This window comes from Psittacicella melopsittaci (assembly GCF_003585925.1).
Lineage (GTDB): Bacteria > Pseudomonadota > Gammaproteobacteria > Enterobacterales > Psittacicellaceae > Psittacicella > Psittacicella melopsittaci.
Genome location: NZ_NRJH01000013.1, coordinates 1 through 14,311, shown reverse-complemented (window position 1 = coordinate 14,311; position 14,311 = coordinate 1). Strand labels below are relative to the sequence as shown.

Here is a 14,311-nt window from a genome sequence, read left to right as displayed (position 1 = left end):
ATGTGTAATTAGTTTTCTGGGTTAGTAATTAAACCAACGTCTACAATACCGTAAGCCTTGAGAATGGTGAGGGCTTTAACTACATTATCATAAACTGCCCCTTTATCTGCTGCTACTTGAACAATCAGATTTTTTAGATCCTTGCCTTCGAGAGTAGAATTTAATCTCGTTTGTAGGTTGTTTTGGTCAAGGGCAGTGAATTTTTCATTATTAAAGAGTAAGGTATAGCTGTCATCGCCATGTACCTCAATCACCACTATATCTTTTTCAGCAGTTTGCGTTGTAGCTTTGGCAACACTCGAGTTAGGTACGGTAACGTCAATAGAATTATTAACCGCTGGAGCTGCAATCATAAAGATTAACAGCAGGGTTAAAAGAACGTCGAGGAAAGGAATCATATTGATTTCTGTTTTACGTCCTGGACGTAAGCCATTGCGTCGTCTATAATTTGCCATTTTGTTACTCTTTAGGTTCTTGAGATTGTTGACGTAAACGACGGTGAACGTCTTCTTGAATTACGCCTGTAAATGTATCTTGGAAGTTGTAGTAATTAGTTTCGTTAAAGTTAACGCGACGGTTAAAAATGTTATAGAACACTAGAGCTGGAATAGCAACAAATAGACCCATAGCCGTAGCTATAAGAGCTTCAGAAATACCTGGAGCTATAGCTTGAATATTTACTTGTTGTAAAGAACCTAAGCTCGTAAATACTTCGATAATTCCCCAAACGGTACCAAATAGACCAATATAAGGAGAAATACTTGTAATAATTGATAGAATATTTAAACCAAAATCTTGCTCTTCTACTTCTTCAGAAATAGTTGAAGTCATTTTACGGTTAATTAAATCCATAAGAGCTTCTGGAGTTTGGTATTTAATATTTGAAATAGTTTTATAAGAAGCAACCCCTTCTGAGAACACGCGGCTAACACCTACGAGGTCACTTTGTTTGTCAGTAAAGTCAATTAGTTTAGCAAAGCCTACCCCTTGGTTATAGATTTTGCTAAAAGCTTTGTCTTGACGTCTAACGCGTCCTAAGCTAATAAAACGGTTAATAATTAATGTCCATGACCAAATCGATAAGCATAATAAAATAATCATTACGGTTTTAACGACAAGGCTAGCATTTAAGAAAATGTGATAAATAAATTCTAAGTTCATATGAAGTAAAAAATTAAACAAATAACATTGCTTAGACAAAGAAAGTGTAGATAAATGTCAGTTAATTATACTATTATTGTTTCTATTTCGTGATAAAATTAAGGGTTAGATTGTTCAACAAGGAAGTTTAAATGGCTAATATTAGTGTAATTTTAGCAAATTTGGGGACTCCAGAAGAGGCAACTCCCAAAGCAGTTTCATCCTACTTAAAAGAATTTCTTTCAGACCCGCGTGTAGTTGACGTACCTCAACCTAAATGGGGCTTAATTTTACGCATTATCAGGTTTTTTCGTGCTCCTAAAGTCGCAAAGATTTATCAATCGGTTTGGACTGAGCAAGGGAGTCCGTTAATGCAAATTAGTAATGCTCAACGCGACGCTTTACAAGCTTTACTGACCGAGCTTTATCCCCAACATCAGTGGACAGTAGTGCTTGGCATGACCTATGGCGAACCGAGTTTAAAAAATGTTACTACGGCAGTATTTAATCAAGAGCCAGACCATGTAATTTTATTACCAGCTTATCCGCAGTTTTCTTCAACTACAACCTTACCAGTTATAGATGCTTTTAATCGCGGTTATGCTGATAAAAACCAAAGATTTGTTCCGCAGTTTAGCATAGTGCATAACTATAGCCGTCATCAAAGTTATATTCATGCTTTAGCTGACAGTATTAAAGAACACATAGCTCAAGTAGAAAATATTGCTCTAGAGCAAGTAAATCCAGCGAGCTATTTTAATGCCCAAAATAAACTCTTTTTAAGTTATCACGGCATTCCAACCCGTTATGCAGAGCAGCTTGCTGATCCTTATCCGCAAATGTGTGAAGGAACAACTGAGGCTTTAGTAAAACTTTTAGGTTTAAGCGAAGAGCAGTACCAACAGACTTATCAATCGGTTTTTGGTAAAGAACCTTGGTTAGTCCCACAAACAGATCAAACGCTTACGAGCTATGCTCAAGCCAATCCAGGTGCCAAAGCTATGGTAATTTGTCCAGGCTTTGCGGCTGACTGTATTGAAACTCTAGAAGAAATAGCCCAAGAGAACAAACATCTGTTTACAGAACATGGAGGCGGGGGCTTTTCTATGGTACCTTGTCTCAATGCTTCAAGTGCACATATTCGTATGTTTGTTGATCTGCTTAAGCCTTATATAGCTCTAGTAGAAAACCAAGAGACAAATGCTTTATAACAGCAATATATCAACCAGGAAACAGAGGTTTCCTGGTTTTGCTTTATATAGGTAAATTCCTAAATTTCAAGGCTTAAAAGGCAAGTTTAACTAGCTTCAGGGATAGAGTTTTTTGCTTACTTGGGTAAGAAAGAGAAAAGGGAAGGGAAAGCAAAAGAAAAGTAAAAGGAAAGGGAAGAAGTTTTGCGATAAGTTTTGTTTGTTGGTTGTTGACTGAGGTTAAAAGTTTTTTACTAATAGCAATTTTTCTTTTTTTAGGTACCTAAGGACAAGGCTAAGTAAAGTAAAATAACCTTACAATTATTAAGGTTTTTAAAACTCGCCGATATTATCGCAAAATTTGCTTGCTAAGAAAAATAAAACTTGAGTTATGCGGTAAATTATTAACTTGTTAACTGGTGCTTAAAAATTGCAATTTAGGCTGATTGCTTTTAATTAAGAGGAATTATTTATGCTTAAAAATCAATATCTGAGGTAAAGCTTAAATGTTAAATCTGTGTTAAAAAGTAAAAAAATTGTTAATAATTTAGAAAAAACTAACGTGAAGAAAATAGCAATTTGCTGTATAATATCTGCAAATTGACAAACACATTGGAGTTTAATTCATGAACATTACTCTTTTTAGCTCAAAATCATACGATCAAGAATTCTTCGATAAAGTAAATGTTGAAGGTGGTTTCAACTACAACATTTCTTATGTTGAACAACGTTTAGATATTAACACTGTAAACCTATTAGCAGAAGGTCAACAAGACGTAGTATGTATCTTCGTAAACGATGATGCTTCACGTCCTGTATTAGAAGCTTTAAGTGCTAAAGGTGTTAAAATCGTAGCTCTACGTTGTGCAGGTTTCAATAACGTAGATTTAGAAGCAGCTAAAGAATTAGGTTTCCAAGTAGTACGTGTACCAGCTTACTCACCAGAATCAGTTGCTGAACACGCTGCAGCTCTATTATTCACTTTAAACCGTAATACTCACAAAGCATACGACCGTACAAGAAACGCTAACTTCAACTTAGAAAACTTAACTGGTATTTGCTTATACGGTAAAACTGCAGGTGTTATCGGTACAGGTAAAATCGGTCTAGCTATGATCCGTATTTTACGTGGTTTAGGTATGAAAGTTGTTTGTTATGACCCATTTGTTAACCAAGCAGCTATTGACGCAGGTGCAGAATACGTTGAATTAGATGCTCTATACCAAGCTTCAGATGTAATCTCAGTTCACTGCCCATTATTCAAAGAAAACACTCACTTCTTAAACAAAGAAGCATTTGCAAAAATGAAAGACGGTGTTATCTTAGTTAACTCAAGCCGTGGTGGTTTATTACACACTGAAGATGCTTTAGATGCTTTAGCTTCAGGTAAATTACGTGGTTTAGGTCTAGACGTATACGAAAAAGAATCAGCTCTATTCTTCAAAGATTTATCTAACGAAGTAATTTCTGACGACCTATTTACACGTTTAATTATGAACCCACGTGTATTATTAACTGGTCACCAAGCATTCTTAACTGAAGAAGCTTTAACTTCAATTTCTAACACTACTTTAAGCAACATTAAAGAAGTTGTTGAAACAGGTAAAGCAACTAACACAGTTTTAAACTAAGATAGAGTTATAAAGCCCTCAGAACAAAGTTCTGGGGGCTTTTGCTATATAAAAAAAATGGCTCTTGCTTTGGGATTATTTACGATAGATTCGCAGGGCAAATTTGCTGGTAAAAAATTATTTTTTTACTTTGGGTAAATTTGCTTTAACTTGCAAAAGATAGATTTTTTGTTAAAACAACCTTACATTTGGTGGATTTTTGCAAAAATGGCAAAAGTGGCAAAACTTGCAAATGATAGTTTATTATTTATCTTTGTTTTTGCCTAAACATGGGGATTTTTAAGCTAAAGTAAAAATTTAGCTCACAAGAAAAATGCCAAATTTGCTTTAAGTGGTAACTAATTGATATTTAGGATAAACCGCAAAGGAAAAAGGCGAATTTTATGGTAAAAAATGCAGTAATTTTTCTCTTAAAAAAGTGTTTTTTGCTCCTTTTTTTATTAGTTTGGCAAAATCTATCATTTGCAAGTTTTAAACGCATAAATTAAATTTTTTTCGCAAAATCTACGGAAAAGTAAGTGGAAAAACTCCTTTTTATGCTAAAATTTATAGGTAAATAAATTAAATATTTCACATTATTCTAAATTATAGAATAATCCTTTACGGCGAAGGAAAATGGTTCACTATTGAAGTTATTTCAATGGATAAGATTAAATACTCTTTAGATTTTTGACAAACCTATGTTTGTTATTTTTTTTGTAATTTTTAACAGTCTTTCTTATCGAAAATAATTTAAAGTTTAAGTATTTAATTGCCATTTTTTGGAAACGTACAACATCTAGCGCTCAAGGTTACAGCCTTGAAGGTGCGGTGAACAATCCAACAGGGGTGTAGTTTTGTAGTGTAACTTTTTTTAAACACAAACAAGATAAGGATACAAAACATTAATGCACCATGATACTCCTTTGATTAGTATTATCGCGATTGGCTTTATGCTAGCATACATCTTCGGGATGATTGCAAATCGCCTAAAACTATCACCAATTATCGGTTATTTATTTGCTGGTATTCTCTTAGGACCTAACGTAAGTTTTGTGTATAATGCTGACCTTGAGTTAGCTAACCAAATTTCTGAAGTAGGGGTTATCCTTCTAATGTTCGGGGTTGGTTTACACTTCTCGGTTAAGGATCTTAACGAAGTTAAATACATTGCTATTCCAGGTGCTATAGCTCAGGTTCTCGGGACCATAGCTGTAGTATGTATTGTCGGTCACTTCTTCGGCATGAGTTGGTTCCAAGCAGGTATTTTTGGTCTCTGTTTATCTGTAGCATCTACGGTGGTATTATTACGTGCTTTAAACGATAATAATATTACGCAGACGCCAAGGGGGAAAATAGCTATAGGTTGGCTAATTGTGGAAGACTTACTCACAGTTGTGGTGTTAGTTATCCTGCCAACTATGAGCTTTATGAATTCAGGTGACGGTTTTGATATGGCCGCGTTCGGAATGAATCTTTTCTGGACGGCAGTTAAGTTTGCAGCCTTTGTCTTTGTAATGTTCTTCTTTGGGGGTAAAATTATTCCAGCGGCAATTTACCGTTCGGCAGCTACAGGTTCATCAGAACTCTTTACCCTCGCAACTCTTGCTATCTCACTAGGGATCGCTTATATTGCCGTTGAGGTATTCAATGTTTCATATGCGTTAGGGGCATTCTTTGCGGGAATGATCTTAAACGGTTCTGAACTATCTCACCGTGCAGCAGACAATACATTACCTTTACGTGACGCGTTTGGAGTATTATTCTTCGTAGCTGTGGGTATGTTATTTAACTATTCAGTTATCTTAACTAATCCACTAGGCGTTGTTGCTACAGCTCTAGTAATTGTTGTAGTTAAATCTTTAGTAGCTTATGTCTTAATCCGTGCTATGGGTAAATCCAACCGTACGGCTCTAACCATTTCCGTATCTCTAGCGCAAATCGGTGAATTCTCATTCATCCTTGCAGGTCTAGCAGTAGGTTATGGTTACTTAGATAATGGCCAAAAAGACTTAATTCTTGCTGGGGCAATTATCAGTATTGTGCTTAACCCATTCTTATTCTTAGCAATGGAAAAATTCCTCAAATGGTACGACAACCGTTTACGCACTGGTTTAGAATCACATGTTACTGGTGCTGTACCTGCTCAAGAAGAAGCTAGCCCAGAAGTTACTTGGGAAGCTCCAGGGAAAGCAAAAGTTAAAGCTGAAAATGTAGCAGCTGGCCATGAAGAAGAACATGATCTAGCGAATCCAGATGTTGAAATTATTTCAGGTGCTTCATCTGTAATTCCTCTTTCTGATTCAGAAATTGAGAAAGCAATTGAAAACGATCAAGGCTTTGTAAACAACCAAGTTCTGATGAGCAAACACACTATTGTTGTAGGTTACTCTTCAATTGGTAAAGCTATTGTAGATCGTTTAAACAAAGAAACTATTCCAGTTGTAGTTATTACAAACAACTTAGAAGAGTTCTATGAAACTAACCGCGAAGGGGTGCACGCTATTTTCGGTGACTTCAAAAACATTGCTCACTTTGAAGAAGCGAACATTAAAGAAGCTCGTGCAGTTATCTTCACTTGCGAGAAAATCTTCGAAGTTGGTTACACTGTAGATAAAATCTACGAAGAACATCCAGAGTTATTTGTTAACTTAAACTTCAGCGTTTCAGCAATTGCTTCATACAATGATGAAGTAGAGTTCTTAGAACAACATCATGTTACAGACATTATCAACTTACGTGATATGGCTTCTATTGTCCTTTACAATGCTTCAATTAAAGATAATAAAAACTCTACTTTAAGCAAAGATGAAGACAAAGAAAGCTATACTTTAAAACTAGAAGTTGATAAAGAAAAAGTAAAAGAAAAATTGGCTAAACGTGAAGCCTTAGCAGCCAAAGCTCAAGCTTTAGTTAACGAACGCGTAGCTAAAGAAAAAGCTAAAGAAGAAAAAGAAGCTGCTAAAGAAGCAGAACGTCTAGCTGCCCAAGCAGAAAAAGAAGCTGAACAAGCAGCTAAAGAAGCTGAGCAATCTGCAGATGCTAAAGCGCAAGAAAAAGCGCAAGAAGCTCAAGAAGTAGCAGAAAATGCTCGTGCTCAAGCAGATCAAGCTCATGAACAAGCTGATCAAGCAGCCCAAGCAGCTCAAGAAAAAGCACAAGAGGCAGCACCAATTAAAGAACAAACGCAACAAGCTCAAGAAGAAGCTTTAAAAGCTATTAAAGCTGAAAAAGAGCAAGAAGCGAAAAAATAATTAGTAAATAAGCGGCTATCTTTTGATAGTCGCTTCTTTTTATGCTATAATTAACCCCGCTGAGTAGATTCGAGTAATCGCTTGTTCACTTTGAATAAGAGGAAAGTCCGGACTCCAATGGGCATAGTGCCAGGTAACGCCTGGGAAGTTTGCAAAAACTTACGACTAGTGCAACAGAAAGTATACCGCCTATTTCGGTAGGTAAGGGTGAAACGGTGAGGTAAGAGCTCACCAGGCAGTTCAGCAATGACTGTGCTTGGTAAACTCCACTCGGAGCAAGATCAAATAGGTGTTCATATAACGCGCCCATCGTTGAACACGGGTAGATCGCTTGAGGCTAACAGTGATGTTAGTCCTAGATGAATGATTACATAAAACAAAATCCGGCTTATGGAATAGCTTAGCAGACCCAAAGAATTCGTTCTTTGGGTCTTTCTTTTGCCCGAAAAATATATATTAATGCTAAAATATAGACTAATAAAAATTTATTAACTTAGACTGATTAAAATAATTAACTCAAAATTTTTCTAACCATGGTAAGTGAAACAGGTTTTTTAAGCCGCTTAACGCTATTTTTATTAGTGTTTTTTGGTTTAGTCACTATCGCTAGCGTCTTTCTTTTTAATCCTACTTATTCAGGAATAACCTATACAACAAGTTTATATAAAACTCAGTCTTTATGGCAAGGAGCACTTACGGGCTTATCTGACCTCAACTTTTTCTTTTTTGGTCGCTTTGCTTATTTAGTGCCTGTATTTTTAACTTTAATGCATATTCTTTTTCTTTTCCAACGTACGCGTAAGGGATTTAATTGGTTACGTTGGTTAGGATTTATCCTCGCAACGGGGATTCTTTTTTGGGGACTAGGCTTAATTTATGCCTCTACCCAAACTTCAGAATATCGCCTGTTTAATATTTACAACATGGGTGGCTTTTTTGCTACTTTAGTAAGCTACTTTGTTAGTGAAATTCTCATTAAATTTCTTCTTGGTTTAGCTTTAGTACTTCTTGGCGTTTTTGCTATGTATCAGTTTATGATCAAACGCCTAATCGCAGACTATTATGCCTTCTTACAAGCTGATAAAGAAGCTAACCTCGAAGGCTATCAAGACAGTAGTATTAGCTCATCTATTCTGGAAGAGTCACAAAGACGACGCCAAGAAAAAGAAGAGCAACGTAGTAAAGAATATCCATTTTTCAATTTACCAGGCATATCTGCTCAAGATAAGCTCGAACAACTCCAAAGTGAAGTGGATTCTATTGCAAGTTTAGCAACTTCATTAGATGTCTTACCTCGCTTAACTCCAGCCCAACAACAAACTCAAGATTACTTAATTCGCTTATATGAAACTAAGTACCAAGAGTTTATTAAGCTCCGCAAAGAGTTAGGGAAAAAGAAATTTACAGGTATTTTACGTATGATTGTAAGCTCGGGGTATTCACCAACATTGAGTCAAATATCCTTACCTTACAGCCCAATTGATCGCGAAAATGTAAAAATTTCTCAATTAATTCCGCTAGGGCAAGAAGATAATTACGTGCCAATAACTTATGCAGAAGAGTCACTAGGACAAGAGTATGTAAGTGAGCAAGGAGAGGGTGAGCAGGTAATTGAGCAAGTAGGGAGAGAAGAAGCTACAGAATATGCTGCAGAACCTTCTACCGCTCAAGAGGACAGAGTTGGTAGTTTATGGGAAGAGTTTCATTCTCTAGAACAGGACATTAAAAAGCCAAGTCAAGAAGAGCAAGTTCTCTCAACTGCTCAAGAGCCTCAACAAGAGCCAACTCTTACAACTGCTCAAGAGCCTCAAGCAGAGCAAACTTTTGCAACTGCTCAAGAACCTCAAGCTGAACCAGCTCTTGCAATTGCTCAAGAACCTCAAGCTGAGCCTACTCCTTCAAGTGAGCCTGCAAGAGAAGAGCAAGTTCAAGAACAAGCTACTCCAGCTCCTGCAAAGCAAAAGCCTGCAGGTAAAGGCAAAAGCAAAAAAGGACAAAAGGCAACGGGATACTATAATATTTCCTATGAAAAAGGTAATTCTATTTTAGCTGCCAAAAAAGCTGAGCTAGCGCAAAAAGAAGCTATCTTAGAAAAGCTAAAAGCTTTAAAAGAACAGAGTTCATCCAGTAAGTAGTCATCTTGAAAAAGATGACTATTTTTTTACGGTAATTTCGGGATTTGTCCCTAATATAATATATAATATACAGAAAGATATTTTCGAAAATGCATTGATAATTTTCTCAAAATGAAAAAAGATACTTCACTAGATGAATTATTTTCCTTAGAGAAAGAACAAGAAGCGCCCCAAAACGTTGGTTTTTGGGCAAAACTTTTTGGTAAAAAAGCAACTGCTTCTAAGGAAAAAAAGACCGAACAAAATAACCAAGATGTTGAGTTAGATAACTTATCTACCTCAGCTCCACAAGAAGATTTAATCCAAAGTCTAGACCAACAGCTACAAGCGAAAAAGGAAGACTTAAACAAAGCAAAAACTGAGAGTTTTTTAGAGCCTGAAACTCCAGAAAAAGCAACTGCTGATGACCTCTTTACCCAAGAGCAAGAAAAAGCAACAACAGATCTCTTTGCTAAGGAAAAAGAAGACTCCCTTGATAGTCTTTTTGCTCAACATGAGCAAACTTTATCAGATGAGCTTTTTGCTAATAAAAAAAATGAGTTAGTTACAAGCAAAGAAGAGGAGTCTACTGACGATCTTTTTGCTAAGGTAGAAGAGAAAACTACCGATAACTCTCTGGAAGAGCTATTTACTGCCTCGAAAGGTAAAACTGCTTCTCCTAAGTGGCAAGACAATTCTTTAGATGAGTTATTTGCGCAAAAGACTTCGCCTCAGAAGGCAAACCAAAATGATCTATTTGCCAATGAAGTTAGCCCAGAACAAGAAGCTAACAAAAAAAGCAAAGCAGTGCCTGAAGTTAAAAGCCAAGACGAGCTTGAGGTAAAAAGCTCAGAAAAAGAAGCTGAAGCAAAAAGCCCAGAAAAAGAGGCAGAGAGAAAAAGTACAGGAACAAAAAATCTATTAGAAGATATAGTTGCCGATGTAAAACAAGGTAAGGATTTATTTACCGAGCAAGAAAAAGCTAAAGAATCGGCTGTAGATAGTCTTTTTGCTTTAACTCCTAAAGCAGAGCAAGAGGATAAACAATTATCACAAACTAATTTAGAGCAAGAATTAGAAGCTAATGTTACAGTTAAAGAAGAGCAAGAAACCCTTCTAGAGCAACAAGCTACTCCTTTAGAAGAAATGCAAGATTCACCTGAGGCGAACACGGCTTTAGCTGCCCAAGACGTTGCTTTAGCTGAGCAAGCAGAAGCTCTTGCTTCAGAAGACGTAAATTATAGTAGTCAACAAGCGACTAACAACATTACTAGCGAAAATTCTTTAGCTAAGGCTAATGCTTTAACTGGCGAAGAAAACTATCAGCAACAAAAAGCTAATCAGCCACGTTTTGCGAGCAACTCGGAGCAACTATTTGCTACGCAAATTGTAGGGAACAGCGAGAATATGTTCTTTGTGCACATCCCAACTTTAAAGTATGACGATCTGCATGATAAAGGTACGCAAGGTATTTCTCGTCTTGATGCTATGGACAAGGCTATTCACGAGCTTTCAGGACCTGACTTTACCCAAATTCAAGCTAACTACCTTGCTGATGAAGGCTATATAGCTCCACCAAATTTAACCTTTTTAACTAACGAAGCGTTAAATCTAGTTAAAAATTCAAGTAAAATTCTTGCCAGCTCTAAATTAGCTCAAGATGGTCTAAGCGAAAGACAACACCAACTCCGTAAAAGTCTAGTTGGTATTCCTTATGATGTAGCTTACGAGAATTTAAGTCGCTACAAATCAAGTAGCAAGTTTAAAGCTTTAGCTTTCCCTAAACGTAATACAAGTAACCGTACTCATGACGAACGTGTAGTTTCTATGCATATCCGTCATGGCTATGACGGTGAGTTTTTCCATTTTTTAGGCAAAAACCTAATTCCACGTCCTGTATTAAGTCGTGAAGAGTTAATTGAAGTTTTCTTAGCGACAGAAATGATTGCCGTTACTGACATAGAACAGTTACGTGCACGCCTCAAAAAAGAAGAAATCAAAATCATTTCTCTGGGCTTAAAACCAGGGTTAGCTCTTTACAATGTAAAACATCTGTTACAGCACAAAGATCTGGTAGTATTACCAGAGCAAGTTGCTTTTGTTACAGGGAATGAAGATTATGCTTCACCGCGTAGTAAAAATCTTCTCAAGCACCCTTTTGCCATTGATCTTGACAAAGCAAATCAAGCTAAGATCACTCGCTTTAGTGAACAGGGGGCTATAGCTACAGGTAATCTTCCACCAGACTTTGATCCAGAACAAGCTCTTAATTTATTGGAAGAACGTATAGCTTCTCGTAAAGCAAAAGAACAAGAGCAACAAGAGCAAGACCTCTATACTCGTTTAGCTAACAAGCGTAAAGAGGTGGCAGGTAATGCAAAAGTAATAGCTCCACCTGTGTTTAATAATTTTGCTCCTATTGCAAAAGAAAGAACCTCTACTGCCAAGGTACTTGCAGCTCCAATAGTTGTTCCACCACAACAAGAGGCAGGGATTAGGGTTCTTGGCACTAAAGAAAATCTTGCTCAAGCTTTAGAAGAAAATAAAGCCAAAGCAGAGCAGGTAAGTTCTGAAGAGCAAACTTCTCTAGAGGCTAATCTTGCTTCCCAACTGGAAAACACTCCAGATTTACAAGTGGGGACAACTGCGATTGAGCAACCAGAAGCTTTAACTTCACCTGCTCAGAGCCTTGAGCAAGTAGAGTCTGCTCAGAGCACTGAACAAGCAGAGCCAGTAGGTGAGAAAATTGCTTTAACGCAAAATATAAGTGCTAATGAGGAAGATGATCTTTTTACTTTCACTTTCCCAATTCTTACTGATGAAGATTTGGAGCAAGAGCAAGAAGCACAAGAAGAGCTTATCCCGCAAACTAATAATGCCACTCTAGATGTGAAAGTTAATTTTGTTGAAGATTTAGAGCAAGAAGAATCGGCTCCAACGGAGTTAGATTTTGTTCCTATGTTCGATAAAGTTAACCCTTCTTCTGAGCAAACAGAATCTAAGGATTCTGAATTCAAGGATTTCCTTGGCTTTAGTGATTTTAATATGCCTGGGTTTTCCGATAAATAATTTTATTTTGGCACCTGTCAGAACTTTTGAGTTCTGACAGGGACTTTCTCTGGTCATTTTAGGTAAAGAGTTAGAGACCTTAAATCTTTATCTAAAATGTAGTTAGAAGTCCTAATAAAGTTCTATGCAAAAAAAGAATAAAGATCCTAATACGCAAAATAATAAGGCTGAATTTGATTTTTTTGCTCAATTGGATGAACTAACCGATTTTACGCAAAATGATGAAGATTCAGTTACTGAAGATCTGAGCGATGAATCTCAGATAACTTTTGAAAATAATACAACCTCATCTCCTGTTATCCCTGTGACTTACGAAATTAGTAATAATCAGAAAAAGGGGATGTTTAAACGTTTAGTTGACAAGGTTGTGGGGAAAGAAGCAGATGATTATTTTGCTTCGGTAGAAGCCACAACTACTCCAGCACCGCAAGACCTTGAACACAACGAGGTTTATATAGGCACGCCTGTAGAACAAGAACCTTTAAATCTTTCACTAGAACCAGAGCCAAGTGAAGAATTTGAAGATGCTCAAGACTACAACTATGACTATGATCACTTTGCTCAACCTGAAGCTCAGGTGCCTGTGGCTCAAGTAGAGCAAGTTCCGACTATTCCTGTAGACCAAGTTCCTGTAGCTCCAGTAGATCAGGTGCCTACTATTCCTGTAGATCAAGTTCCTGTAGCTCCAGTGGATCAGGTGCCTACTATACCTGTAGATCAAGTTCCTCTAGCTCCAGTGGAGCAAGTAGCAAGAGGACAAGAAGAGCAGGTTGATGGAGAAAACAGGGAGCAAGGTGAGGAATTAAGCCAAGAGTATTTCCCAGAAAATGTTGCTGGGCAAGAAACTCATTTTGTTGCTCAAGAAAATGAAACTACAGTCTCACCAAACCTTGATACAGAGCATTTAAATCTTACAGCTGGTGTTCCACCCGAGGAAGAAGATCCTTTTACCGATTTATATCAAGAAGTAACATCTGAGCATGATGACATAGAACCGAGTTTAACTATCAGTCCTAAGCAAGCTCCAGTTGTTTCTCAAGGTACAGGGATTAACCTTGCAGGTGGGGTAGATCAATGGTTGGAAAATGTCTATAAAGATGATTCTTCAAGTGCAGAAGAAGTTGAGGAGCTAGAAGAAGATGAGGCTTATAGCGACGATGAACAAGTAGCTTATGCCGATGATGAGATAGTAGCTGATGCTGAGCAAGAGCTTGATGAAGATCAAGAGGAAGAAGCTAATACTGACGCTGAGACAGATAACTTAGAACAGCTTTTACAAGGTATTTCTGAGCAAGAGCGCGAGCTTCTCTTAAGTCAACTTTCTAATTTTGCTTCGGAGCAAAATGTTGATATAGATCAACAAATAGCTGCTCTGCAAAGAGAAATAGAAGCACAAAAAGAAGAGCTCTATGGCTATGAAAGTGATGAAGATCTTCCTGCTTCTTTAGAAGACTTTGATTTTCAAGGGATTCAAAAAGAGTTCAGCAATCCTCTAGCAACTCCAGAAGCAGATGCCTTAGCAGAGAAAAAACTAGCTCAAGCTAAAGCCTTTTTAAAGGGATATAAAGAAGATCAAGAGTATTTACAACATACAGATGATCCTCTTGCTTCAACTTTTGCTTTAAGAGCAAGTGGGGAAGGGCATGATTTTAATGAGGAAGATGAGCTGGATTTTGGTTCGCAAACCATTACAAGTTTAGTAATGCGGGAACAAGAACTTAAAGAACAGGCTGAAAGAAAACGCCTCGAAGAAATTAGAGCTAAGTACCCATATGAAATAGGTGAAGTTACTTTACCTGAGCAAGAAGAGGAGTCTGAGGCTACACAAGCAGAGCTAGCTCAAGCAGAGGAAACTCAACCTGAAGTTGCTCAACCTGAAGTTGCTCAACCTGAAGTAGTTCAACCTGAAGTAGCTCAACCTGAGGTAGTTCAAC

At 37.2% G+C, this 14,311-nt stretch carries 8 protein-coding genes and 1 other RNA gene; 7 read left to right on the top strand and 2 right to left on the bottom strand.

What is annotated here, in order from left to right:
• Nucleotides 1–8: 8 nt before the first annotated feature.
• Entirely contained in the window at nucleotides 9–455 is a 447-nt protein-coding gene (locus tag CJP74_RS01465) for a biopolymer transporter ExbD (protein ID WP_119496504.1), read from the bottom strand.
• Between the two features lie 4 nt (nucleotides 456–459).
• On the bottom strand, nucleotides 460–1,161 hold the full coding sequence (locus tag CJP74_RS01460) for a MotA/TolQ/ExbB proton channel family protein (RefSeq protein WP_119496503.1): 702 nt from the start codon (nucleotides 1,159–1,161) through the stop codon (nucleotides 460–462).
• Nucleotides 1,162–1,292: 131 nt separating this feature from the next.
• On the opposite strand from CJP74_RS01460, the gene hemH reads away from it, so the two are divergent.
• The 7 genes from hemH to CJP74_RS01425 form a co-directional block, all read left to right on the top strand.
• The gene (gene hemH, locus CJP74_RS01455; RefSeq protein ID WP_119496502.1) at nucleotides 1,293–2,351 is read left to right on the top strand and encodes a ferrochelatase; all 1,059 of its coding nucleotides are present in this window, start codon (nucleotides 1,293–1,295) and stop codon (nucleotides 2,349–2,351) included.
• A gap of 605 nt (nucleotides 2,352–2,956) precedes the next feature.
• The gene (locus tag CJP74_RS01450; RefSeq protein WP_119496501.1) at nucleotides 2,957–3,961 is read left to right on the top strand and encodes a 2-hydroxyacid dehydrogenase; all 1,005 of its coding nucleotides are present in this window, start codon (nucleotides 2,957–2,959) and stop codon (nucleotides 3,959–3,961) included.
• Nucleotides 3,962–4,848: 887 nt separating this feature from the next.
• The gene (locus CJP74_RS01445; RefSeq protein WP_119496500.1) at nucleotides 4,849–7,194 is read left to right on the top strand and encodes a cation:proton antiporter domain-containing protein; all 2,346 of its coding nucleotides are present in this window, start codon (nucleotides 4,849–4,851) and stop codon (nucleotides 7,192–7,194) included.
• 60 nt (nucleotides 7,195–7,254) lie between these two features.
• Nucleotides 7,255–7,601: RNase P RNA component class A (gene rnpB, locus CJP74_RS01440), an RNA gene on the top strand.
• Nucleotides 7,602–7,727: 126 nt separating this feature from the next.
• Nucleotides 7,728–9,329 carry a hypothetical protein gene (locus CJP74_RS01435; RefSeq protein WP_119496499.1) on the top strand — a complete coding sequence of 534 codons (1,602 nt, stop codon included), beginning with the start codon at nucleotides 7,728–7,730 and terminating at the stop codon, nucleotides 9,327–9,329.
• Nucleotides 9,330–9,440: 111 nt separating this feature from the next.
• The gene (locus CJP74_RS01430) at nucleotides 9,441–12,377 is read left to right on the top strand and encodes a hypothetical protein (protein WP_119496498.1); all 2,937 of its coding nucleotides are present in this window, start codon (nucleotides 9,441–9,443) and stop codon (nucleotides 12,375–12,377) included.
• A gap of 124 nt (nucleotides 12,378–12,501) precedes the next feature.
• Nucleotides 12,502–14,311, top strand: a 1,810-nt coding sequence (locus tag CJP74_RS01425) for a hypothetical protein (protein WP_147397040.1), incomplete at its 3' end; no start/stop codon positions are given.